Source organism: Streptococcus mitis (assembly GCF_023109105.1).
Lineage (GTDB): Bacteria > Bacillota > Bacilli > Lactobacillales > Streptococcaceae > Streptococcus > Streptococcus mitis_BW.
This window is the reverse complement of the sequence record NZ_JALDTZ010000013.1, coordinates 26,036-49,378: the sequence shown is the minus strand read 5'-3', so window position 1 is coordinate 49,378 and position 23,343 is coordinate 26,036. Positions and strand designations below refer to the sequence as shown.

Below are 23,343 nucleotides of genomic sequence, written 5' to 3'. Positions count from 1 at the left end.
GAGTGCAAAGTTTTTGCTTTTTTAGTTAAAATGAAGACTGTATTCTTTATGAATCTAAAGTATGACATTAAAATGATGATTTTGAGTTTTTATTATTTTTGCTTTGTAGTAAGGTAATATAGTCACTTTTGGTGTGGAATAAGTGAGAAATAAAAATAGTTCCTTGTGTTTGGTCGATAAAGTAAAGCAAGATATATTGCCCGATAATTTTTCCTCTTGTTGGGTACTTACTGTTGATTTTTAGTCCGATTTTTTCATCTGCATCAAAGCCAGCTTCAGGAAAGGTTTCTAAACTTTTTAAGCCGTCTAAAATTTTAACCACAGTATTTTTTGCAGACTGAGATAATAAAAGAACAGTAGTGATGTAGTCATGAATACTGTCAATTGCCTGACTCACTTCAGTAGATAGAATCACTTTATAAGTCATATCGTAGCCTCATATTGTCTAGGGAAGTTCCTTGTCCGGATTCGTATTCTCTTAAGGCGCGTTCAGATTGGGCTTGTAGTTCTTGAATCAATCGCTCACGATGTAAATCTTCTGCGGTTTTTATTGGTAAATCCTGTTCGAGAACAATCTGCTCGATAAAAAGACTAACAGCATCAGTCATAGTCATTCCTTTTTCCTTAATGATAGCTCTAGCTTTTTCCATTGATGACTCATTGATTTTAAAATTGTATTGCTTAGTAAGTGATGTAGTCATGGCATATCTCCAATCTATACTATATATAGCCAGTATATATCTTTTATACTTTTTAAGCAAGAAAAAACTTTGTACTCTGAAAACCCTCGCGTAGCTAACTAGAGTGCAAAGTTTTTTGTCTCTATAATATTTGTAGTGGGTAAATCCCCTATGGATATTATGGAGCCTATTTTGTTGTAGAAAAAAGTCCCATAAAATCTATAATGAAAAGCGATCAAACCATCATTAGAAAGCATCATATGGAACAATTACATTTTACTATACAAATGCAGTTTCTTCAACCGTCAGTTCTTCCCTCAAAAATCACTCTAAAATGTGATATAATAAGGCAGAATTGGAAATAGAAAACTATTTTCATCATTTTTTCAAAGACTCCATTAAGAAAATATGTAAAGACAAGATTAGAAAGTGAATATTCCTATGTCTTCTTACAAAAAGGTCTCTCTTTCTGAGATCAATCAATCTATTGAGACTCCAAATAACAATCATTTTTGGCAAAATCTAAAAGCATTCTTAGGACCTGGTGCACTTGTGGCAGTTGGCTACATGGATCCAGGAAACTGGATCACCAGCGTGGTTGGTGGTGCTTCCTACAAGTATAGTCTCTTATTTATTATTTTGATTTCCTCCATCATTGCCATGCAACTACAACAGATGGCTGGAAGGCTCGGTATCGTGACTAGGATGGACCTAGCACAGGCAACAGCTCATCATGCTCCCAAGTGGCTTCGCTATAGTCTGTGGGTGATTTTAGAATTAGCTTTAATGGCGACAGACTTGGCTGAGGTTTTAGGTTCAGCGATTGCCTTAAATCTTTTGTTTAAAATACCGATTATGGTCGCTATCCTCCTAACCGTTTTAGATGTATTTCTTTTGCTTTTGTTGATGAAATTTGGGTTCAAGAAGATTGAAGCTATCGTTACGACCCTTATTTTAACCATATTAGCTATCTTTACCTATCTGGTGGCTCTATCCAATCCAAGTATTCAGGGGATCTTTAGTGGTTATTTACCGACTTCGACTTTATTTGAAAGTCCCCTGCAGGGACATGAGAGTCAATTAACCTTAGCTTTAGGGATTGTAGGAGCGACAGTCATGCCTCATAATCTCTATCTTCATTCATCCCTATCACAAACAAGAAAAATTAACCACAAAGATAAGAAGGACGTGCGAAAAGCAGTGCGCTTTATGACCTGGGATTCAAATCTTCAGTTGTCCTTAGCCTTTGTTGTCAATTCCTTGCTTCTTATTTTAGGGGCATCCCTCTTTTTTGGTCATGCATCTGAAATTTCGGCCTTTTCTCAAATGTACCATGCTTTACAGGATTCGACAATAGCAGGAGCGATAGCTAGCTCAACTCTGTCAACTTTATTTGCTCTGGCCCTCTTAGCAAGCGGACAGAATTCTACCATCACAGGCACCTTGACAGGTCAGATTGTTATGGAAGATTTCTTGCATCTGAAATTACCTCAGTGGATTATCCGTATCGGGACACGTATTTTTGCCTTGCTCCCTGTGATTATAGTCGCCGTCTTGTTTGGACATCAAGAAAAAACCTTGGATCAGTTATTGGTCTATTCACAGGTTTTTCTTTCAATCGCTCTTCCATTCTCAATTTTCCCCCTAATTTATTTGACATCTAAGAAGTCGCTAATGGGAGAATTTACCAATGCCAAGTGGAACACAATCCTAGGTTACGCAGTTTCCATTATCTTAACCATTCTCAATATCAAACTTCTTTTCGATATTTTTTAAACTTGTTTAAATCAGGTCTCGGCATCAGCTTGAGGATTGATAAAGAAATAATAGTAGCGGTTGGTTTATGAAAATAAGAAACAAAAAAGAACAGTCGAAGCTGTTCTTTTTTTATCATTATTTGAGACCGTATTTTTTGTTGAAACGATCCACGCGTCCATCTGCTTGAGTGAACTTTTGACGTCCAGTGTAGAATGGGTGTGAGTCTGATGAAATTTCAACACGGATCAATGGGTAAGTTTCGCCTTCGAACTCAACTGTTTCGTTAGAGCGTTTTGTTGAACCGCTAAGGAATTGGTAACCAGTAGTTGTGTCCATGAAGACAACTGGGCGATATTCTGGATGGATATCTTTTTTCATTTTGCAATATTTCCTTTCTGCCATGGTCTCTTTGCGAGCCATAGATTGTTACCATACTAGTCTATCAGATTCTGAAAAGTTTGGCAAGTATTTTATCAGTTTTTAAGCAAGTTTTTTAACTTTTGGTAGATGATTTCGTTTTCTTCCAGGCTATAGGAATTGGCACCGCTTGCTAGAGGGTGGCCTCCGCCATTATGTTCCTTGGCGATTTCATTGATAGGATGAATTTTACTGCGTAAGCGAACGCGGTAGTGGCCATCAGCCTGCTCCACAAAAATTCCCCAGAGACTGACACTATCAATGCGTCCAGGAGCACCGACAATGGCTGCAGTTTCAGCATCGGTGACATCGAATTGTTTCAAGATTTCTTGACTCAGGATAACGCGCGCTGCACCATTTTCATCAACTTCCAGATGGTCGTAGATGTAGCCTTGAAGTTTAGCGATTTTGTAGCTCATAGTGTCCATTTTACGAGTGAGAGCCGCAAAGTCAAAGTTATGCTCTCTCAGATAGGCAGCCAGACGGAGGGTCCGTGCAGTGGTAGAAGGGTAGAGGAAACGACCTGTATCACCAACGATTCCTGCAAAGAGCAACTCAGCAGCTCGATCTGACAAGGCCAGTTGGGTAGTTTCAGCAAATAGGGTAATCATCTCACTAGCGCTACTTGAACTAGTGTCCACCCAAGATAGGTCACCATATACATCATCATTTGGATGGTGGTCAATCTTAATGAGAAAATCACCTTGACTATAGCGCTTATCATCGATACGAGCAGTATTCGCCGTATCACAGACGATAACAAGGGCGCCTTGGTAGGTACTATCTTCAACAAGATCCATCTCAGCCATCCAAGTAAGAGTTGGTTCATCAAAACCAACGGCTTTGATGATTTTTTCTGGGAAATGATGTTCCAGCAAAGCTTTCAATCCCACCTGACTTCCCAAGGCATCAGGGTCTGGTTTCATATGACGATGAATGATAATCGTGTCGTATTCTTTGATTTTTTCTAAAATTTGATGGCAAATTTCCATAAATAACCTCAATTCTTTCTCATTTCATTGTAGCACAAGAATTTTTATTTTTAAAATGAAAAAGATGTGATATAATGGAGAAAGATAAATTGAGGAGGACGATATGGCATTAGCAAAAATTGTATTTGCCAGTATGACAGGTAATACCGAAGAAATTGCAGATATTGTAGCAGATAAATTACGTGACTTGGGATTGGATGTCGATGTTGATGAATGTACAACTGTTGACGCTTCAGACTTCTTGGAAGCAGACATCGCTATCGTTGCGACCTATACTTATGGTGATGGAGAATTGCCAGATGAGATGATGGACTTCTACGAAGACCTAGCAGACCTCAACTTGAATGGCAAAATCTACGGAGTGGTCGGCTCAGGAGATACCTTCTACGATGAATTCTGTAAGGCTGTTGATGACTTTGATCGTGTCTTTGTAGCGACAGGGGCAGAAAAAGGTTCAGAGTGTGTTAAAGTTGATCTTTCTGCTGAGGAAGAAGACATTGAACGCTTGGAACAATTCGCAGAAGAATTGGCTGCTAAAGTAGGATAAGCATAAACGTGCGCTGATGCAATCAATCAGTGCATTTTTCTTATTATAAGTCGGGATTTTACTAGCCTATTTGGTGGCTTTTTGATACAATAATTCAAATAAAGGAGGAGACTGTATGGATTTAGATAGTATTCGTCAAGAAATCGATCAAATTGACGACCAAATTGTTAAACTTCTAGAAGAACGAATGCATTTAGTTGAAGGAGTTGTCGCTTACAAGAAGGCTTCGGGTAAACCGATTTTAGATACCGAGAGAGAAGCAGTTATTTTTGAGAAGGTTAGGAGTCGTGTAGAGGACAAGCGCTATCAGGAGACTATTGTCGCAACGTTTTCGGACATACTCAAACGTTCGCGTGATTATCAGGATCAAAATATCAAATGAAAAAAGAACAATTTTATCCGCTAGGGATTTTTCTAGCTGCTATGTTTGGCGGACTTGTCCGCTACTTTGTTTCTTCTTGGTTGCCAGCTAGTCCAGAATTTCCTTGGGGAACCCTTCTTGTCAACTATATAGGAATTTTCTGCTTGGTCTATCTGGTAAAAGGCTATCTGGTATATAAGGGAAGCAGTAAAGGCTTGGTTTTAGCACTGGGGACAGGCTTTTGTGGAGGTTTAACAACCTTTTCCAGTCTAATGCTTGATGCTGTAAAACTGCTGGATACAGGGCGTTATCTTAGTTTGATCATGTATTTGCTTTTGAGTATCGGTGGAGGTCTGCTTTTGGCTTATTATTTGGGGAGGAAGAAATGGTAATCGTCTATCTTGCAATCGCTTGTGGCTGCGGAGCTTTAGTGCGCTATTTCTTTTCTCGATATAATCAAGCTTCTAAATTTCCTCTCGGAACGCTCATGGCCAATCTTTTAGGTTGTTTTTTAATTGGACTATTCTACAATCATGTGGAAGCCAAGGAAGTCTATGCTATTCTAGCAACAGGCTTTTGCGGAGGTTTAACAACTTTTTCGACCTTGAATGACGAACTTCAAAGACTGCTAAGCGATAGGAAGGTCTTTTATTCTTACCTGACTTTGACCTACCTAGGTGGTTTGATTGCGATTTTTTTAGGAATTCTGTTGTAAATTTCTTTACTTTTTTGTGGAAATTTGGTAAACTGTATCTTGTGTGTAATGGACGCACAAAAATACAGTTTATCCGCTGAGGAGGATTCCTCAAGATTGACAAAGATAGGAGAATAAAATGAATCCATTAATCCAAAGCTTGACTGAAGGTCAACTTCGTACAGATATCCCATCATTCCGTCCTGGTGACACTGTTCGTGTACACGCGAAAGTTGTCGAAGGTAACCGTGAACGTATTCAGATTTTTGAAGGTGTTGTTATCGCACGTAAAGGTGCTGGCATCTCAGAAAACTACACAGTTCGTAAAATCTCTAACGGTGTAGGTGTTGAGCGTATCTTCCCAATCCACACTCCACGTGTTGAAAAGATCGAAGTTGTTCGTTACGGTAAAGTACGTCGTGCGAAATTGTACTACTTGCGTGCTCTTCAAGGTAAAGCAGCTCGTATCAAAGAAATCCGTCGTTAATTCGACTAAAAAACTCTGCTTTTTCAGCAGAGTTTTTATCTAGCTCCCTTAGTTCAATGGATATAACAACTCCCTCCTAAGGAGTAGTTGCAGGTTCGATTCCTGCAGGGGGCATTTTAAGAAGCGTAAAGAAACATAAAGAATATTCAAAGTGTTTATTTATAGGCAATCATCACAATTTAGTTTTTTAAAATAGGATAGTATATTTTATTTTTTTGACCAAAACTTGACCAAATTTTGACCAAAAATTAGATTTAAGTTAATGAATATAGAATAAAGTGGATCATGAAAATGCCTTATTTGATTTTACGACTTTCTTTATCATCTTTAATTTAGTTTTACTTGTATTAGCAAGCTTGGTGGAATACAAGTGGAAGAGGGAATATTAATAAAAGTGGAGAAAACGATATTAGTTTCTCTCCACTTTTATGTTTCTAGCTAATTGGTAATAATAAGTTTTAGGATTGAAGTTACCTATCTTTATCTTTCAAAAAATGGTCAATCTTAGCCATCAAGAGCTTGTGGTCGTAAATTTTACAGATATCACGAGCCTGTAAATAATATTCAAGAATTTCATCGTGCTTTAAAAAATCTTTTCCAGCATTCGCAACGATAGTTAAAAGAGGTGCCAACTGATAGCTAGTCTCTTTTTGTTTACAAAAGTCAATGGTTTCTAAGGCTTCTTGGACAGCTTCTAACTCCTTTCCTTTAGAGTGTAAATAATAGGCGAAATTATGTTTAACTCGAATATAACCAAATAAATACTCTTGGTGGTTTAAATCTTTTTCTTGGTACAAACTGATAAGAAGTGAGTTATTTTCTTCGTATTCTGCATCACGTCCTACAGAAAAATAGAAATTAGATAAAGTATTGAGGAGTTTAAGATACACAGATGAACTGGACGAAAGCTTTGGTAAAGTATTTTCTAGACTAGCAATAGCTTCATCTTTGGAATCATGTAAGTAGAAAAGGATAATCGCTTGAATCCATAGAAGATAAAATTCATCTTCGGTAGATAGATATTGAGACTTTTCTTTTTCTAAGTTTAAGAGGTATTCTAAATCCTCGTAATTACGATCTTCAAGTAATTTTTCTGCTAATTTCTTAAAGGGTGTTATATTGGAAGTCATTTCAATCTGTTCATCGAAAAAATATTCTAAGGGAACTTGAAGCCGATTTGCAAGTTTATAGAGTAAATCAGCAGCAGGCATATAGTTGCCACGTTCTATTTTGCTGATTTGGCTTTGCTCACAAATTCCTTCGGAAAGTGTTTTTTGTGAGAAGCCTTTTTCTTTTCTCTTAGCTTTTAGTTTATCAGATAATATGCTCATCTTTAAACCTTCTTTAAATAAATTTACGATTAATTATATACTTTTAATCTCTATTTTTCAAATTTCTAACGCAGAAATAGTCAAAAAAACATAAAATAAAAAAAATATGATAAAAATAATACTTATTTCTTGACAAAGAATATTTAAAGTAGTACACTTACAAGTGTAAAGATAAGAAAAAGGTGGTTAATATGAGTATTTTATTAAACTTTCGTAAAATCATTTTTATATTATCCTTTTTAGGATTGTTTGTAAGCGGTTGCTTTTTTTGAAAAAACTGTAAATCAATCACAATATATTTTGGGCTCGAGAATTATACAACAAGCTGAAACAACTAATGGAGTTGATCTTGGGCTTGCGGATTGATTTATTAAACTTTTTGTGAAATAACATTTATACAGTGAATCGTGTCACGGATCGAATGCCCTAAAGGGGGATTGGTAAGTTCACTTTAACCTATTACTCTCTCATACACTAGTCATACAGGGATTATATCTCTTGATGTGGGTGTATAAATGTTAGGAGGAGAATAGAAATGAGAAATACAGTAATACAGACATTTAATTTATCAAAATCCTATGATGGAAAAATTGTCTTAGATAGGATAGATTTTACATTAAGACAGGGAGAAATCTATGGCTTACTAGGAAGAAATGGTACTGGAAAGACAACCTTTATCAAGGCTATTTTAGGCTTGACAGATATGGATAGTGGTGAAGTGAATATTCTATCTGAAAAACTGTTAGGTGAATTTTCTAAGGACTTGCTATCTCAAATCGGTGTGGTATTGGACAGTGCTTCTTTTTATCCTAATTTAACGGGACCTGAAAATCTCTTTATTTTTGCAAGATTGAGAGGAATTTCGCTAAAACAGGTAGAGCAAGCGTTACAAGTAGTAGGATTAGATGGGGAAAATAAAAAACTATTCAAGCAGTATTCTCTGGGAATGAAGCAAAGGTTAGCAATTGCTAACGCTATTATGCACCAGCCGAAAATTCTGATATTAGATGAACCAACAAATGGTTTAGATCCTATTGGTATCCTTGAAATGCGCCGTTATCTAAAGGAACTCAGTACCAATCATGGCATTTCGATTTTAATATCCAGCCACATTATTTCAGAACTTGAAAAGCTTGTAGATAGAGTTGGGATACTGCATGATGCCCACCTTATGGCTGAAAAGACTATGAAGGAATTAATAGATGGTGCAGATAAAAGGAAAATCCACCTAATTGTTTCGGATGCTCCTCAAGCTAAGGAAGTGCTTTGCAGGATAAATCTGCAAGAACAGATTAGTATTCTTTCGGATATAGAACTTGAACTTCAGGGAGAATCACCTACTTTTGACATTGCAGTCGTATCTAACTCCTTAAAAGACAACGGAATAGTTCTAAAAGAATATTCTTACAAAAACAATGAAAGTTTAGAGGATTATTTTAAGCGGGTAACAGGAGATGAGGGAATTGCTTGATTTAGTGAAGATTGAATTTCTCAAACAAAGGCATCAAAAACTGAATTTGGTTGTATATGGTGTTGTTTCCCTCTACCTAGCTCTCATCTGTTATTATGTAAATGATGCGAGAGGGTTGTTTGACTCCTTTCCCTTTGTCTATAAATTTTCTTTGTCTTATTTAAACTTTTTGATTCTCCCTTTGTATTGTGTTTCCTATACAATACAGACATTCGGTGTTGAATATCGCTATCGCATCATGAACAACTTAAAACTCGCCTCAGCAAATCTGATGAAGACATTCTGGGCTAAGATTTTGTATATAGAAATCAATGCTCTGTGTATCATGTTATTCACCTATATTTCGGTTTCCTTATTTGCACTACTATCTCGCTTTTCTTCAACAGTCAGTTTGTCTTTATTATTAAGATTCTTCTATCTTTGTATGAGTAGTGGTGTCTTAATTCCCATGGGAGTATTTCCTTTAGTTGCTTTGGTCATGATAAAAGTCAGAGGCAAGGAGATAGTTGGAAATTTGGTCGGCGTCATGTATGTTTTAGTGTCATTTTTTTTAGCAAGGACGAGTCCAAATATCAGTCCAGTAACAAGTGCTAACAGTTTAATCTGGGAAGGAAACAGAGAAGGAGTGGTGCTTCAACAGCCAGCTATCTTATCGATTATTGTACTAGGTTTATCTTTACTTGTTTTGTCTTTCTTGTCCATTAAATCTTGGTTAAGAAAGGTGGATGAATAAATGTTGATGCTAGAATTGACTAAACTAAGAAGGCGAAAGATTCTGTATATGATTCCCTTTGTAGCCATCCTGCTCTTTTTGTTAGAGTTTATGATTGGCCATCAGATTTATCAAGGGCATTCGTACGGTAGTGTGAATGGCTGGTATGTAGAAAATGGTTTCTTCTTTTTGAACTACTATTTTCTCCTCCCTTTTGCGAGCATGATTTTAGTGGATTTGATAAGAATAGAACAAGTGTCTAAAACGATTTCAAATCTCAGACTGATTCCTGTCGATTTGAAACAATTACTCCAAGCGAAGTTTATGCTTGCTTTGTTGATTAATCTACTAGTCAGTGAATTCACTTTTTTGGCTATGCTGGTCCTAGAGTTAATGGATGGTGATTTTGCTTTCTCTAGTCTTGCAATGTTATCTTGGGGACTTGTTTATGGAGCAATTGCTTTTGCTTATACACTGTCTGCTGGTATTATTGTCCTCTTCTTAGGAAAATATCGGAAGGAACTTATCCTTGCCCTACCACTTGCCTTTTTATTGTCATTTGCAGGTTTGTTTGCTTTAACAACGGTTGTTGGGCGGTATTATCTGGCAAATTTACTACTAATCATCATGGAGCAATTTACGGTTTTAACAGTTTCTGTATATGCCATTTGGTTGGTTACCTTGGTGGCATGTCTCCTTTATTTGTTGGCAGATAAACGCATGATGAACATTATTTTTGCTTATAAATGACTGTATTTTATATAACTTTTGGAGTTATGAATACAGCGGATTTAAATATTTGTTACTGGTATCTCTTTTGAATTTTTAATCCCAAAGGTTGAGGTGTCTAATTAGATATCAAAACCCGCTCAGCTGAGCGGGTTTCGTCTATTCTTTCCTTTTACAGTACCCATGTACGAATAGCGTGGGCGACGCCAGATTCATCGTTAGTTTTAGTGATGTATTTGGCGATTTTTTTGATTTCTGGATTTCCATTTTCCATGACAACTGGATTACCAACGACTTCCAGCATGGCGCGGTCATTTTCTTCGTCCCCGATAGCCATGGTTTCATCTTTGGTCAATCCTAGTTTTTCAGCTAAGTGAGTAATAGCTGAACCCTTATCTACATTCTTTTTAAGGAGTTCGAGGTAGAAAGGAGCAGATTTGTTAATAGAGTAGCGTTCGTAAAATTCATCTGGAATCTTTTCAATCGCAGCATCGAGAATCTCTGGTTCATCAATAAACATACATTTGACGATTTCCTTATCAGCCATTTCTTCAGGTGTACGATAGAAGATAGGCATGCTGACGAGGGTTGATTCGTGTACAGTGTATTTTCCGATATTACGATTGGCTGTGTAGATGCCATCCTTGGTAATAGCATGCATGTGGACACCAAGTTTGCGACTGAGGAATTCCATATCTAGATAGTCTTCATAAGTCAAGGATTCACTAATAATTTCATGTCCTGTAGCAGTTTCTTGAACAAGGGCACCGTTGAAGGTCACTACATAGTCCCCCTCATCTCTTAAGTTTAATTCGTCTAAAAGTTTGGCAACACCTGCAATGGGACGGCCAGTTGCAATCACGACTTTGACACCAGCTTCTTTGGCATCTTGGATAGCTGCAAAGACCTCAGGAGTGATTTTCTTTTGACTGTTGACAAGGGTTCCATCGATATCGACGGCGATTAGTTTAATACTCATATAGTTCCTCTTTTAGTTTTTATTTGGTTTAAAATGATCGTTTTCGATCAAGTGTAAAAATTGCTGGGTAATGCTTGCAAAGATGCTATTTTGTTCCAACATTTCTTTTGGAAAATAAAAGCGATTATCTCCGTGACGACTGCCAGCAAGGGATTGGACGATAGGAGACAGGCTAGAGAGTTCTGCCAGCTCTCCATTTTTCTGTAAAATCTCAATCTGTGTCCGTGGATTTTCAGATTCGGGACGATAAATATCATAAGGAAGGTCAAAGTTCTTATGAATGGCAGTGTAGTAGTCTGGATCAAAGCCAATGTCTTCAACCAATTTTCTCATGCTGGCGAGTTGGTCTTGATCCTCTTGTGAAAAGGTGATGGATTTAAAGACCTTGCGGTTGACAAAACGTTGCGACAAGTCTGCAAGAATCTTGTCAGGACTGGTCATCCAGAGCTGGAAGTAGGTATTCATCACACCATCATCTAGAGCCAGATAGTCAGACAAGGTCACGTTTTTTTCAAAGAAAGGTAGGAGATGTGGAGAAGTTCGTGCAAAGAAATCTTTGTCCTCAGGATAGAGTTCCTTAGCGCGTTTGAGGAGATTCTGTAGGAGGACTTCCATAGCGCGTGTTGCAGGATGGAAATAGACCTGCATATACATCTGATAGCGACTGAGGACGTAGTCTTCGATGGCGTGCATGCCATTGCGCTGAAAGGCAATACCATTTTCGACAGGACGAATAACTCGGAGGATTCGAGTCAGGTCAAATTCCCCATAAGATGCTCCCGTAAAATAGGAATCGCGCAAGAGATAGTCCATGCGGTCTGCATCAATCTGACTAGAAATGAGTTGCACGACCTGCTTGTTAGGATAGGTATGGTCGATAACACTGGCTACCTTTTCTGGAAAATCTGGTGCCACTTGTAGCAGGACTTGGTGAATCTCCGTCTCAGGACTTTGGATAATTTCCTGCGTAATCGCCTCATGATTTGTGTCAAAGAGATTTTCAAAAGTATGCGAATAGGCACCGTGTCCTAGGTCATGAAGCAGGGCTGCAGTCATGGTTAAGAGAGACTCGGCAGGATTCCATTCCTCAGGATATTTTTCTTCAAAAATCTCTGTGATGCGTCGTGCAATCTCATAGACTCCTAAGCAGTGGGAAAAACGACTGTGTTCTCCACCGTGGAAGGTATAACTGGAAGTTCCCAGTTGCTTGATGCGGCGCAAGCGTTGAAATTCTTTTGTATTAATCAAGTCGTAGATGATTTGATTATTGACATGGATGTAGTTGTGAACAGGGTCACGGAATACTTTTTCGTTCATATGACCATTATAGCAAAAAGCTAGAGTTTTTGGTAAAATAGTAGGACAAGAGACAAGAAAGAGGACTTGATGTGAAGATTCGGATGCGAAATACGATTCAGTTTGATGAGCAGTTGGAAGTGATTGACCAGCTTTATGACGTGGAAGTGCATGAAAAGGGAGATTATAGCTACCTGCTTTTTTATAATGAGGAGAAGGAAAAAGTAGTTATTAAATTTCATGGTCAAGAGTTGGTGATGAGCCGATTTTCCAATCCCAAGACCATTATGCGCTTTCTAAAGGATAGCGATAGTTTAGCCTATATCCCTACACCTATGGGCATGCAGGAGTTTATCATCCAAACGAGCCGTTATGAAATTGATGGGCAAAAGATTGAACTAGACTATCAACTACAAAATCAAGAGGGACATCCCTTTGCCAGCTATCAATTGGAAATTACTTGGGGCTAGTCTCATGTCTTTTTCAAATTTACCTAGCTATCTTCTTAGATTGGCTCCCTAGTGTGGTAGATTAGGCTAATTTTTGGTATAATAAAAGTTATGGAAATCGAAAAAACCAATCGTATGAATGCGCTCTTTGAATTTTATGCAGCGCTTTTGACAGACAAGCAAATGAACTACATAGAGCTCTACTACGCTGATGATTACAGCCTTGCTGAGATTGCCGAGGAGTTTGGTGTCAGTCGTCAGGCTGTCTATGACAATATCAAACGGACAGAAAAGATTCTGGAAGATTATGAGATGAAATTGCACATGTACTCGGACTACATTGTCCGTAGTCAAATTTTTGACCAGATTTTGGAACGCTATCCCAAGGATGATTTTCTGCAGGAACAGATAGAAATTTTAACAAGCATTGATAATAGAGAATAAGAGGAAGAAATATGGCATTTGAAAGTTTAACAGAACGTTTGCAGAACGTTTTTAAAAATCTACGTAAAAAAGGAAAAATTTCTGAAGCTGATGTCCAAGAGGCAACTAAAGAGATTCGCTTGGCCTTGCTTGAGGCCGACGTTGCTTTACCAGTTGTGAAGGACTTCATTAAAAAGGTTCGTGAACGAGCTGTAGGGCATGAAGTCATTGATACCCTCAACCCTGCGCAACAGATTATTAAAATCGTTGATGAGGAACTGACAGCCGTTTTAGGTTCTGATACGGCTGAGATTATCAAGTCACCTAAGATTCCGACGATTATCATGATGGTCGGTTTGCAGGGGGCTGGTAAAACAACCTTTGCTGGTAAATTGGCCAACAAACTCAAGAAGGAAGAAAATGCTCGTCCTTTGATGATTGCGGCGGATATTTACCGTCCTGCGGCTATTGATCAGCTTAAAACCTTGGGGCAACAAATTGATGTGCCTGTCTTTGCACTTGGAACAGAAGTACCAGCTGTTGAGATTGTCCGTCAAGGTTTGGAACAAGCCCAAGCCAACCATAATGATTATGTCTTGATTGATACGGCGGGTCGTTTGCAGATTGATGAGCTTTTGATGAATGAGCTTCGTGACGTCAAAGCTTTGGCTCAACCAAACGAAATTCTGCTCGTCGTTGATGCCATGATTGGTCAGGAAGCAGCCAATGTTGCGCGTGAGTTTAATGCTCAGTTGGAAGTGACTGGGGTCATCCTTACCAAGATTGATGGGGATACTCGTGGTGGTGCTGCCCTATCTGTTCGTCACATTACTGGAAAACCAATCAAGTTCACTGGTACAGGTGAAAAGATTACAGATATCGAAACCTTCCACCCAGATCGCATGTCTAGCCGTATCCTTGGTATGGGGGATATGCTGACCTTGATTGAGAAAGCTTCTCAAGAATACGATGAGCAAAAAGCCTTTGAAATGGCTGAAAAGATGCGCGAAAACACCTTTGATTTCAATGATTTCATTGATCAGTTGGATCAGGTGCAAAACATGGGGCCAATGGAAGACTTGCTCAAGATGATTCCAGGTATGGCCAATAATCCAGCCCTTCAAAATATGAAGGTGGATGAGCGCCAAATTGCTCGCAAACGTGCTATTGTGTCTTCAATGACACCTGAAGAACGTGAAAATCCAGATTTGTTAAATCCAAGCCGTCGCCGTCGTATCGCTGCAGGTTCTGGAAATACATTTGTCGAAGTCAATAAATTCATCAAAGACTTTAACCAGGCTAAACAACTCATGCAAGGTGTCATGTCTGGGGATATGAACAAAATGATGAAGCAGATGGGAATCAATCCAAACAACCTTCCTAAAAATATGCCAAATATGGGAGGAATGGATATGTCTGCCCTTGAAGGAATGATGGGACAAGGTGGTATGCCTGACTTGTCAGCGCTTGGAGGAGCAGGTATGCCAGATATGAGCCAGATGTTTGGTGGTGGACTCAAGGGTAAAATCGGTGAATTTGCTATGAAACAGTCCATGAAACGCATGGCTAACAAAATGAAAAAAGCGAAGAAGAAACGCAAGTAAGACAAAGGAAGGTCGCAGGGCTTTCCTTTTTTATACTCAATGAAAATCAAAGAGCAAACTAGGAAACTAGCCGTAGGCTGTACTTGAGTACGACAAGGCGACGTTGACGTGGTTTGAATTTGATTTTCGAAGAGTATTAGAAAGAAGAAAGCGAGCACTTCCCTAGTTGGAAATGCTCGTTTTTTGATGTGTTTAGACTCTTATACTCAATGAAAATCAAAGAGCAAACTAGGAAACTAGCCGCAGGCTGTACTTGAGTACGGCAAGGCAACGTTGATGTGGTTTGAATTTGATTTTCGAAGAGTATTAGTCTTTATTTTCGTATGGCAAGATTAAGTTCAAGATGATTCCTGTCATGGCTGATAGGGCAGTACCTGAAAGGGTAACTGGACCAAGTTTAAGGATAGCTCCTCCAAGTCCAAGGACCAACATAGCACTTGCGATGATTAGGTTACGCATTTGACCGAAATCAACACGTTCTTTAATCAAGACTTTCAAACCATTGCTGGCGATAACTCCATAGAGAAGGATAGACATACCACCAAGTACAGCATTTGGAATAGTTGAAATCAAGGCAGTGAATTTACCAAGGAAGCTAAGGGCAATTGCGATAAGGGCAGCGTTACGGATAACTGAGACAGAAGCGATACGGGTCATACCGATAACCCCTGTATTTTCTCCGTAAGTTGTATTGGCTGGTCCACCAAGGAAGGCAGAAACAGAAGTTGCGATACCGTCACCAAGAAGAGTACGGTGAAGACCTGGTTCTTTCAAGAATTGACGGCCACAGATTTGACCCAAAACAGTATGGTCTCCGATGTGTTCAGAAATTGTTACGATAGCGATTGGAAAGATAGCAATGGTTTCTGGACCAAAGTAAAGATTGTATTCTTTAAAGGCACCACCTGTGCTAAATGGCAAGTAGAAACCAGGAATCTCGAACCAGTTAGCTTTAAGAACTGGTGTAAAGTCAACCAAGCCAAGGGTTAGTGCGAAGAGGTAACCACCGATAATGGCAAAGAGGAATGGAATGATTCGTAGGAAACCTTTTCCTTTTGTGTTGATAAATGCAGCAATCAAGAAAGTAACAACTGCTACAAGAGCATTTTTCCAATTTCCATCAGCTACAAGACCAGCATTGGTAACAGCTGAACCTGCAAGTCCAAGACCGATAACGATGATCATAGGTCCGATGATGATTGGTGGCAAGAGTTTATCAATCCATTTTGTACCCGCAAAACGAACACTTGCAGCAACAAGGACATAGACCAAACCAGTCAAGATAACCCCTGTTTGGGCAGCAGATACATCGCCACCCATTTCTTTCATAGCAAGTGACATTGCTGTGATAAAGGCAAATGAAGAACCTAGATAAACTGGAACTTTAAAACCAGTTGAAATCATGTAGATGAGTGTTCCAACACCTGAAGCAAAAAGGGCAACAGATACAGGCATTCCCAAAATCAATGGTACCAAGATGGTCGCCCCAAACATGGCGAAAACGTGTTGGAAACTAAGGAGAATTCCTTTTCCAGCCGAAGGACGTTGGTCAACGTCTAGTAACAAATCAACAGTTGATTCTTGTTTCATATAAACCTCACTTTTGGGCATCAAAAAAGAGCCCATTATTTTACAGCAATAGGCCCTCAGAGTAAGACTTCTTTAAAATCTAGACTTTAAAGAGTTTCAAATATTTCTGCGTCTTCGTCACCTCACGGGATGACATTAAAAACCTTTGCTTGTGATAGTATAGCAGAAATTACAAACTTTGTAAATATTTTTTTACTAAAAAATTTAAAGCGGGCGTTTGTTGGGCATGCCAGCCTTTCTTGGGTATTTGTTGGGCGTTTCTTTTTTCTTTTCTACGACTGTGATGTAACGTGGATCTCCATTTGGGAGGGCGTAACTTAGATTATCTTCGACCTTACTAAAGAGGAGATTGAGGGCATTCTTAGCTTCTAATAACTCCTCAGGCGCATTGCTGGCCTTGAGTGCCAATAGTTTTCCGCCAACCTTAAGGTAGGGAATAGTCAATTCAGACAAAACCTGCATGCGGGCAACCGCACGAGCCGTTACAAAATCATATTGAGCACGGAAGTTCTTGTCTTGGGCAAAGTCTTCTGCACGTCCATGGTAGAAATGGACATCGTGCAAATCCAGTTCTTGAGCCAAGAGTTGGAGGAAGTTGATGCGCTTATTGAGTGAATCAATGATGGTCACATCTAACTGAGGATAGAGAATTTTCATCGGCAGACTAGGAAAGCCTGCCCCAGCTCCAATATCAAGCAATTTGATAGTTTCATTGGGAATCAAGCCTTGCAGAATAGGTGCAATCGAATCGTAAAAGTGTTTGAGATAAACTTCTTCCTTGTCCGTAATGGCTGTTAAATTAATCTTTTCATTCCACTCGACCAAGAGCTCAAAATAGCGTTCAAATTGTTTTTTTTGCTGGTCCGAAAGTGGAAGGTTCTGCTCGGCAAGCAAGTTGTAAAATGTTTCTGGTTTCATAGTTATTTCCTTCTTTAGTATCATCTTATTTTACCACAATCATAAAAAATTTGATATACTGGTACTAATCTAAAAGTAGAAAGGACTTATATCATGACTTGGATTATTCTTGGAGTTTTGGCTCTTGTTGTTATTTTTGTGATTGTTAGCTATAACGGTTTGGTTAAGAATCGTATGCAAACAAAGGAGGCTTGGAGTCAGATTGATGTTCAGTTGAAACGTCGAAATGATCTCTTGCCAAACTTGATTGAGACTGTAAAAGGTTATGCCAAATATGAAGGTTCTACCCTTGAAAAGGTGGCAGAACTACGTAATCAAGTGGCGGCAGCGACTTCACCAGCAGAAGCTATGAAAGCTAGTGATGCCCTCACTCGTCAGGTTTCAGGTATTTTTGCAGTTGCAGAAAGCTATCCAGATTTGAAAGCTAGTGCCAACTTTGTTAAATTGCAAGAGGAGTTGACAAACACAGAAAATAAAATTTCTTACTCTCGTCAACTCTATAACAGTGTTGTCAGCAACTACAATGTAAAATTAGAAACTTTCCCAAGCAATATCATCGCTGGAATGTTTGGATTTAAAGCAGCAGATTTCCTTCAAACACCAGAAGAGGAAAAGGCAGTTCCTAAGGTTGATTTTAGCGGTTTAGGTGACTAAGATGTTGTTTGATCAAATTGCAAGCAATAAACGAAAAACCTGGATTTTGTTGCTGGTATTTTTCCTACTCTTAGCTCTTGTTGGCTATGCGGTTGGTTACCTCTTTATGCGGTCTGGGCTTGGTGGCTTGATTATCGCACTGATTATCGGCTTTATCTACGCCTTGTCTATGATTTTTCAATCGACAGAGATTGTCATGTCCATGAATGGAGCGCGTGAGGTGGATGAGCAAATGGCACCAGACCTCTACCATGTAGTAGAAGATATGGCTATGGTCGCTCAGATTCCTATGCCTCGTGTTTTCATCATTGATGATCCAGCCTTAAATGCCTTTGCGACAGGTTCTAATCCTCAAAACGCAGCGGTTGCTGCGACGTCAGGCCTCCTTGCTATCATGAATCGTGAGGAGCTAGAAGCTGTTATAGGACATGAAGTCAGTCATATTCGTAATTACGATATCCGTATTTCGACTATTGCTGTTGCCCTTGCTAGTGCTATCACCATGCTTTCTAGTATGGCAGGTCGCATGATGTGGTGGGGTGGTGCAGGTCGCAGACGAAGTGACGATGACCGAGATGGAAATGGTCTAGAAATCATTATGCTAGTGGTTTCTCTACTTGCAATTGTGCTGGCACCTCTCGCTGCAACCTTAGTGCAACTAGCGATTTCTCGTCAGAGGGAATTCCTAGCAGATGCTTCCAGTGTTGAGTTGACGCGCAATCCTCAAGGGATGATCAATGCTCTACGAAAGTTAGACAATAGTAAACCCATGAGTCGTCCTGTAGATGATGCCAGCAGTGCACTTTATATCAATGATCCCAAGAAAGGGGGAGGGTTCCAAAAACTCTTTTATACCCACCCACCTATCTCAGAACGGATTGAACGTCTAAAACATATGTAGAAAAAATCCAGAGGTCGTCTCTGGATTTTTGATATGTTGCAAATTTATAAATCTTCTAAATTAACTAGCTCCAAACCGCGTTCTGTTAAACGATAGATAGTCGTACAGACCTCTTTTAAGAAACGCCTGTCATGAGTAACAGTGATGAGACCGCCTGGATAAGTTGCAAAGAGTTTTCTGATTTGGGGTTGGGAAGTGGGAGAAAAGTTTCGTGTGGGTTCATCCAGCAGAAGAAAGTTTGGTTTGCGCAGGACTAAATCCAAAAGCAGGAGTTTTCCCTGTTGACCGCCAGATAAGGAGCGAATTTGATGCTGCATTTCTGGATAACTGAAATTGAGACTGGCTAAGTGAGATTGGATTTTCTGCAGTTCCTCTTTTTCACCAGTTTTGCTGAGATAGGCGATTGGGGATAAATCCAATTGCAGTTTCTTGTGATAATCTTGTAGCATAAAACCAAGAGCAATCTCTCTTTTCGCACTTAGTAGTTGCTGTAACTTGGCTAACAGAGTTGATTTTCCAACACCATTTGGGCCTATGATACCGATTTTTTCTTGGCCACGGACAGTTAGTTGTAGTTCCTGAGCCAAAACTCGATCTCCAATGGACAAATTTTCTTTTTCCAGTTGGATTAAGATTTTAGAAGCCGGCAATGGCTGTATTTCTGAGAAGAAAAGTTGAATGTGTTCTTCTTCAAGTGGTTTTTGGGTCATGGACTGAGCTAGCTTTTCGTAGCGTTTTTCTTGAGAGAGAACATTTTTCATCTTTTTGGCCAATAGGCGACCGGCAGTACTGTCTTTGGTAACTCGAAGCGCAGTTTCTACATTTTGCTTGACTCGCCGATGTTTTTCCATGGTTTTATCGTAGGCTCTTTGCTCGTTAGCTGCTTGCTGGCTTTGTCTGGCAAAATTAGCCTTTCTCTGGTCACTATAGCGTTCATAGTCTAAATGTTCTACTAGCGTTTCCGCTTCTTTCCGATGTTTAACCAATCGTAAGTGGACAATAGTATCAGCCGTTTCAGAAAGAAAATCCTCATCATGGGAAATGAAAATAACGGTTTGCTTAATCGTGCGAATCTGACCTTTTAGCCAATCAACTGTTTCAAGATCTAAGTAATTTGAAGGTTCATCTAAAAATAAAATCTCAAAGGGTTTGGCTAATTCATGGATGAGCTGAATTTTCAAGGCTTCGCCACCTGAGAGACTACCAATCTTTTGCTCACTAGCAAAACGGTCGCTATCAAAATGCAACTCCTCAGCCAAACGATAGAGGATACCGTAGTCTAAATCAGCGAGATCTAAAAAGAAGTAGTCGTGTAGAGTTCTATTTTTTAGCTCCTCAGGCAACTTTTGAGGAATGTAGGCTAGTGACTGAAGGTCAGACTGGATATCTCCTTTAATAGTGAAATCAGGCAATGTTTCTCCCATTAAAGCTCGTAGCAAGGTTGACTTTCCATTTCCTTCTTCACCAATAATTGCAACCTTTTCCCTGTCTTGGATAGTCATGCTTAAGTCAGATACAAGGTCTCGTAAATCTTTGTTTTGTGTGATAGTCAGATGATTGATTTTTATCATATTCTTGCCTTTTCTAGAATGTCCATTGTGCATAACAAAAAGCTCTACTTTACCTAGTAGAGCCCAAAGTCACTATTAAAAACGCCATTATCCAAGTCAAAAATCCCATCAAACTAGGTCAGTCTAACCCTATCAAATCCAAGAGGAGCAGATGGCTAGCTTTCTAGTTTTTTGATTTTCAAAGAGGATAAAGTACTAGAAAATCTAGTACCAAAAGAGCATGCAAAAAGAGACAAAAACAAGATCTACTAAATAAAGTTTTTTATTTGATAGACTTAGTTGTTCATGTCTCCCTTACCTCCGAGTATTAGTACCTCTATCCTATACCTTTAAGGATATTTTGTCAATAGTAAATCCAAAATTCTAAACTCTAAAATCCAAAAACAGGTCCATAGAGTGTCAAAACGTGCTTAACTTGATTGTAGTGGAATTTATCATAGTTCCGCCAAGCAGTGCGAGCTTCTTCATTCAGTTTAAGTGTGCTAAGTCCAATCAAGAGACTGGTACGTTGGTAAAATTTCTCAAGATCAATTAAGATAGAGTTATCTAGTTTATCGGCTTTTTTAAGTTGATTGAGAAGCTGGTCAATAATTTGTTGCAAGCGATAGTCATCAGGTAAACCTTGTTTACAGGTCTGGTAGGCTTTATTTAACTCGGAAATGAGTTGATGTGCTTCTAAGATTAGTTCTTTGTCTTCCATATGAGCGTCCTCCTTTGCTCATGTATTGATGCCTATAGTATAGCACAAAAAATATATTTGTCATAATAAATATATCAAAAAATACATTAAGATGTTTTAAAAGTTTAGAGACTTTACTTGACCTCCTTTCATGGTATAATCAAGAGAGTAAATCTTTATGGAGGAAGTATGAAATTAAATATTCAAGAAATCCGTAAGCAGCCTGAAGGTTTGCATTTTGAGCAAACTCTAGACATATCAGCTGACTTACGTGACCGTAACCAAGAAATTTTAGATGTTAAAGATATTCTAGCAGTTGGGAAAGTACAGTACGAAGACCGTATGTATTTCTTAGATTATCAACTATCTTACACCATTGTTCTTGCTTCTAGTCGCAGTATGGAGCCAGTTGAGTTGGCAGAGTCTTATCCAGTAACAGAGGTTTTCATGGAAGGCGCAACCAACCAACTAGATCAGGAAGTTTTAGACGATGACTTGGTCCTGCCTATCGAAAATGGGGAAATCGACCTTGCTGAGAGTGTTTCAGATAATATCTTGCTAAACATTCCAATCAAAGTCCTGACAGCTGAAGAAGAAGCTGGTCAAGGTTTTGTGTCTGGAAATGACTGGCAAATCATGACAGAGGAAGAATACCAGGCCCAACAAACAGTCAAGAAAGAAGAAAATAGTCCTTTTGCTGGCTTACAAGGACTATTTGATGGAGACGAATAATGGTCTTGTCAAAGAAACGCGCGCGAAAAGTGCTAGAAGAAATCATTGCTCTCTTCCCAGATGCCAAGCCAAGTCTCGATTTCACCAATCATTTTGAACTCTTAGTTGCGGTCATGTTGTCAGCTCAGACAACGGATGCAGCGGTAAATAAGGCCACACCAGGTCTCTTTGCTGCCTTTCCAACGCCACAAGCCATGTCTGTTGCGACAGAGAGTGAGATTGCTTCACACATTTCTCGTCTTGGGCTTTATCGAAATAAAGCGAAGTTCCTTAAGAAGTGTGCGCAACAGTTATTAGAAGATTTTGATGGTCAAGTGCCTCAGACACGTGAGGAATTGGAGAGTCTGGCAGGTGTTGGTCGCAAGACAGCCAATGTTGTGATGAGTGTAGGATTTGGGATTCCAGCCTTTGCAGTGGATACTCATGTGGAGCGTATTTGTAAACACCACGATATCGTCAAAAAATCAGCGACACCACTTGAGGTGGAAAAGCGTGTCATGGATATCCTGCCGCCTGAGCAGTGGTTAGCAGCTCATCAGGCCATGATTTATTTCGGAAGAGCCATTTGTCATCCTAAAAATCCAGAGTGTGACCAGTACCCACAGTTATATGACTTTAGCAATTTATAAGATGAGTCATCAAAAGTTTTTGCTTGATTTTAAGCATGATTTGTGCTATATTATTTGATAACTAAATATTCCTTTAAACCTGTCCCGTGAGGCAGGCAAGGAGCGCGATGATAAAGTAGAAGGGTGAAGTCTATACTGTTTGCAGTAGGGCTCGCTTAGCTATACATTCTAAGTCTCCTTGTTTAAGGAGACTTTTCTTTTTGGAGGTTTGTCATGAAGACAAAAGAAGTTGTAGACGAATTGACCGTCAAACGAGCGATTACTCGTATTACTTATGAGATTATCGAACGTAACAAAGATTTGAATAAAATCGTCTTGGCTGGTATTAAAACTCGTGGTGTCTTTATTGCCCACCGTATCAAAGAACGTTTGGAGCAACTAGAAAATCTTTCAGTTCCTGTCGTGGAATTGGACACTAAACCTTTCCGTGATGATGTTAAAAGCGGAGAAGATACTTCTTTGATTTCTGTTGATGTGACAGGCCGTGAGGTTATCTTGGTGGATGATGTGCTCTATACAGGTCGTACCATCCGCGCTGCTATTGATAATATTGTCGGTCATGGTCGTCCTGCGCGCGTGAGTTTAGCAGTTCTAGTCGATCGTGGACATAGAGAACTGCCAATCCGTCCAGATTACGTTGGAAAAAATATCCCAACTAGTCGTTCTGAAGAAATCATCGTAGAGATGGCAGAACTTGATGGTCAAGACAGAGTTCTGATTACTGAAGAAGCTTAGAAAG

Annotated in this window: 28 protein-coding genes and 1 tRNA gene; 18 read left to right on the top strand and 11 right to left on the bottom strand. The window is 39.2% G+C overall.

Features of this window, described 5'->3' with window-relative positions; all coding sequences use genetic code 11:
- Positions 1 to 67: 67 nt before the first annotated feature.
- Both M1F37_RS08020 and M1F37_RS08015 read right to left on the bottom strand, forming a co-directional pair.
- Positions 68 to 427 (bottom strand): type II toxin-antitoxin system RelE/ParE family toxin, encoded by a 360-nt coding sequence (locus M1F37_RS08020; protein WP_247935397.1) that lies wholly within the window; start codon positions 425 to 427, stop codon positions 68 to 70.
- Positions 417 to 701: a type II toxin-antitoxin system RelB/DinJ family antitoxin gene (locus tag M1F37_RS08015; protein ID WP_247935396.1), complete on the bottom strand. Its 285-nt coding sequence runs from the start codon at positions 699 to 701 to the stop codon at positions 417 to 419. The genes M1F37_RS08020 and M1F37_RS08015 overlap by 11 nt, the downstream gene beginning before the upstream one ends.
- 420 nt (positions 702 to 1,121) lie before the next feature.
- Here M1F37_RS08015 and M1F37_RS08010 point away from each other — a divergent pair, with 420 nt between their 5' ends.
- Positions 1,122 to 2,456: an Nramp family divalent metal transporter gene (locus M1F37_RS08010; RefSeq protein WP_247935395.1), complete on the top strand. Its 1,335-nt coding sequence runs from the start codon at positions 1,122 to 1,124 to the stop codon at positions 2,454 to 2,456.
- A gap of 117 nt (positions 2,457 to 2,573) precedes the next feature.
- On the opposite strand, the gene M1F37_RS08005 is transcribed toward M1F37_RS08010, so the two are convergent.
- Positions 2,574 to 2,816, bottom strand: a complete 243-nt coding sequence (locus M1F37_RS08005) for a type B 50S ribosomal protein L31 (protein WP_000710764.1) — start codon at positions 2,814 to 2,816, stop codon at positions 2,574 to 2,576.
- Positions 2,817 to 2,911: 95 nt separating this feature from the next.
- Positions 2,912 to 3,847 (bottom strand): DHH family phosphoesterase, encoded by a 936-nt coding sequence (locus M1F37_RS08000; RefSeq protein ID WP_247935394.1) that lies wholly within the window; start codon positions 3,845 to 3,847, stop codon positions 2,912 to 2,914.
- Positions 3,848 to 3,950: 103 nt separating this feature from the next.
- Here M1F37_RS08000 and M1F37_RS07995 point away from each other — a divergent pair, with 103 nt between their 5' ends.
- The 6 genes from M1F37_RS07995 (at position 3,951) to M1F37_RS07970 (ending at position 6,050) form a co-directional block, all read left to right on the top strand.
- On the top strand, positions 3,951 to 4,394 hold the full coding sequence (locus M1F37_RS07995) for a flavodoxin (protein ID WP_001162125.1): 444 nt from the start codon (positions 3,951 to 3,953) through the stop codon (positions 4,392 to 4,394).
- 115 nt (positions 4,395 to 4,509) lie between these two features.
- A complete protein-coding gene (locus tag M1F37_RS07990; RefSeq protein ID WP_247935393.1) occupies positions 4,510 to 4,776 on the top strand; it encodes a chorismate mutase in 267 nt (88 codons plus the stop codon).
- Positions 4,773 to 5,147, top strand: a complete 375-nt coding sequence (gene crcB, locus M1F37_RS07985) for a fluoride efflux transporter CrcB (protein WP_247935392.1) — start codon at positions 4,773 to 4,775, stop codon at positions 5,145 to 5,147. Before M1F37_RS07990 ends, crcB (M1F37_RS07985) begins: the two co-directional genes overlap by 4 nt.
- Entirely contained in the window at positions 5,141 to 5,470 is a 330-nt protein-coding gene (crcB, locus tag M1F37_RS07980; protein ID WP_247935391.1) for a fluoride efflux transporter CrcB, read from the top strand. Before crcB (M1F37_RS07985) ends, crcB (M1F37_RS07980) begins: the two co-directional genes overlap by 7 nt.
- Before the next feature lie 118 nt (positions 5,471 to 5,588).
- Positions 5,589 to 5,936, top strand: coding sequence for a 50S ribosomal protein L19 (rplS, locus tag M1F37_RS07975; protein ID WP_001068669.1), 348 nt, complete (start codon positions 5,589 to 5,591; stop codon positions 5,934 to 5,936).
- A 42-nt stretch (positions 5,937 to 5,978) separates the two neighbouring features.
- Positions 5,979 to 6,050: transfer RNA gene (locus tag M1F37_RS07970), tRNA-Arg, on the top strand.
- Positions 6,051 to 6,406: 356 nt separating this feature from the next.
- On the opposite strand, the gene M1F37_RS07965 is transcribed toward M1F37_RS07970, so the two are convergent.
- A complete protein-coding gene (locus tag M1F37_RS07965) occupies positions 6,407 to 7,267 on the bottom strand; it encodes a helix-turn-helix domain-containing protein (protein ID WP_247935390.1) in 861 nt (286 codons plus the stop codon).
- A 535-nt stretch (positions 7,268 to 7,802) separates the two neighbouring features.
- Here M1F37_RS07965 and M1F37_RS07960 point away from each other — a divergent pair.
- The 3 genes from M1F37_RS07960 to M1F37_RS07950 are packed head-to-tail and all read left to right on the top strand — an operon-like array spanning position 7,803 to position 10,200.
- A complete protein-coding gene (locus M1F37_RS07960) occupies positions 7,803 to 8,738 on the top strand; it encodes an ABC transporter ATP-binding protein (protein ID WP_247935389.1) in 936 nt (311 codons plus the stop codon).
- Positions 8,731 to 9,471 carry an ABC transporter permease gene (locus M1F37_RS07955; RefSeq protein WP_247935388.1) on the top strand — a complete coding sequence of 247 codons (741 nt, stop codon included), beginning with the start codon at positions 8,731 to 8,733 and terminating at the stop codon, positions 9,469 to 9,471. The genes M1F37_RS07960 and M1F37_RS07955 overlap by 8 nt, the downstream gene beginning before the upstream one ends.
- Complete coding sequence (locus tag M1F37_RS07950) at positions 9,472 to 10,200, top strand: ABC transporter permease (RefSeq protein ID WP_247935387.1); 729 nt, start codon at positions 9,472 to 9,474, stop codon at positions 10,198 to 10,200. It begins immediately after the preceding gene.
- 151 nt (positions 10,201 to 10,351) lie between these two features.
- Here M1F37_RS07950 and yidA read toward each other — a convergent pair whose 3' ends face one another.
- Positions 10,352 to 11,158: a sugar-phosphatase gene (gene yidA / locus M1F37_RS07945; RefSeq protein ID WP_247935386.1), complete on the bottom strand. Its 807-nt coding sequence runs from the start codon at positions 11,156 to 11,158 to the stop codon at positions 10,352 to 10,354.
- Positions 11,159 to 11,170: 12 nt separating this feature from the next.
- Positions 11,171 to 12,475, bottom strand: a complete 1,305-nt coding sequence (locus tag M1F37_RS07940; protein ID WP_247935385.1) for an HD domain-containing protein — start codon at positions 12,473 to 12,475, stop codon at positions 11,171 to 11,173.
- Positions 12,476 to 12,546: 71 nt separating this feature from the next.
- Here M1F37_RS07940 and M1F37_RS07935 point away from each other — a divergent pair, with 71 nt between their 5' ends.
- The 3 genes from M1F37_RS07935 (at position 12,547) to ffh (ending at position 14,930) form a co-directional block, all read left to right on the top strand.
- Positions 12,547 to 12,924 (top strand): DUF1934 domain-containing protein, encoded by a 378-nt coding sequence (locus tag M1F37_RS07935; RefSeq protein WP_247935384.1) that lies wholly within the window; start codon positions 12,547 to 12,549, stop codon positions 12,922 to 12,924.
- A gap of 90 nt (positions 12,925 to 13,014) precedes the next feature.
- Entirely contained in the window at positions 13,015 to 13,347 is a 333-nt protein-coding gene (locus tag M1F37_RS07930) for a putative DNA-binding protein (RefSeq protein WP_000402066.1), read from the top strand.
- 11 nt (positions 13,348 to 13,358) lie between these two features.
- Positions 13,359 to 14,930 (top strand): signal recognition particle protein, encoded by a 1,572-nt coding sequence (ffh, locus tag M1F37_RS07925; protein WP_247935383.1) that lies wholly within the window; start codon positions 13,359 to 13,361, stop codon positions 14,928 to 14,930.
- 306 nt (positions 14,931 to 15,236) lie between these two features.
- Here ffh and M1F37_RS07920 read toward each other — a convergent pair whose 3' ends face one another.
- Both M1F37_RS07920 and rsmG read right to left on the bottom strand, forming a co-directional pair.
- The gene (locus M1F37_RS07920) at positions 15,237 to 16,520 is read right to left on the bottom strand and encodes a uracil-xanthine permease family protein (protein ID WP_247935382.1); all 1,284 of its coding nucleotides are present in this window, start codon (positions 16,518 to 16,520) and stop codon (positions 15,237 to 15,239) included.
- Positions 16,521 to 16,724: 204 nt separating this feature from the next.
- Positions 16,725 to 17,438 carry a 16S rRNA (guanine(527)-N(7))-methyltransferase RsmG gene (rsmG, locus tag M1F37_RS07915; RefSeq protein WP_247935381.1) on the bottom strand — a complete coding sequence of 238 codons (714 nt, stop codon included), beginning with the start codon at positions 17,436 to 17,438 and terminating at the stop codon, positions 16,725 to 16,727.
- 93 nt (positions 17,439 to 17,531) lie between these two features.
- On the opposite strand from rsmG, the gene M1F37_RS07910 reads away from it, so the two are divergent.
- Both M1F37_RS07910 and htpX read left to right on the top strand, forming a co-directional pair.
- Complete coding sequence (locus M1F37_RS07910; RefSeq protein ID WP_000219846.1) at positions 17,532 to 18,092, top strand: LemA family protein; 561 nt, start codon at positions 17,532 to 17,534, stop codon at positions 18,090 to 18,092.
- 1 nt (position 18,093) lies between these two features.
- Positions 18,094 to 18,993: a zinc metalloprotease HtpX gene (htpX, locus tag M1F37_RS07905; protein WP_247935380.1), complete on the top strand. Its 900-nt coding sequence runs from the start codon at positions 18,094 to 18,096 to the stop codon at positions 18,991 to 18,993.
- A 44-nt stretch (positions 18,994 to 19,037) separates the two neighbouring features.
- Here htpX and M1F37_RS07900 read toward each other — a convergent pair whose 3' ends face one another.
- On the bottom strand, positions 19,038 to 20,597 hold the full coding sequence (locus M1F37_RS07900; RefSeq protein ID WP_247935379.1) for an ATP-binding cassette domain-containing protein: 1,560 nt from the start codon (positions 20,595 to 20,597) through the stop codon (positions 19,038 to 19,040).
- A gap of 337 nt (positions 20,598 to 20,934) precedes the next feature.
- The gene (locus M1F37_RS07895) at positions 20,935 to 21,264 is read right to left on the bottom strand and encodes a helicase BlpT (protein ID WP_247935378.1); all 330 of its coding nucleotides are present in this window, start codon (positions 21,262 to 21,264) and stop codon (positions 20,935 to 20,937) included.
- Positions 21,265 to 21,432: 168 nt separating this feature from the next.
- Between M1F37_RS07895 and M1F37_RS07890 the strand changes: the two genes are divergently transcribed.
- The 3 genes from M1F37_RS07890 to pyrR all read left to right on the top strand — a co-directional run bounded on the left by M1F37_RS07890 (position 21,433) and on the right by pyrR (position 23,339).
- Positions 21,433 to 21,975 carry a YceD family protein gene (locus tag M1F37_RS07890; RefSeq protein WP_247935377.1) on the top strand — a complete coding sequence of 181 codons (543 nt, stop codon included), beginning with the start codon at positions 21,433 to 21,435 and terminating at the stop codon, positions 21,973 to 21,975.
- Positions 21,975 to 22,604, top strand: a complete 630-nt coding sequence (gene nth / locus M1F37_RS07885; RefSeq protein WP_115904738.1) for an endonuclease III — start codon at positions 21,975 to 21,977, stop codon at positions 22,602 to 22,604. Before M1F37_RS07890 ends, nth begins: the two co-directional genes overlap by 1 nt.
- Before the next feature lie 213 nt (positions 22,605 to 22,817).
- Positions 22,818 to 23,339 carry a bifunctional pyr operon transcriptional regulator/uracil phosphoribosyltransferase PyrR gene (gene pyrR, locus M1F37_RS07880; RefSeq protein ID WP_247935376.1) on the top strand — a complete coding sequence of 174 codons (522 nt, stop codon included), beginning with the start codon at positions 22,818 to 22,820 and terminating at the stop codon, positions 23,337 to 23,339.
- The last annotated feature ends 4 nt before the right edge of the window (positions 23,340 to 23,343 follow it).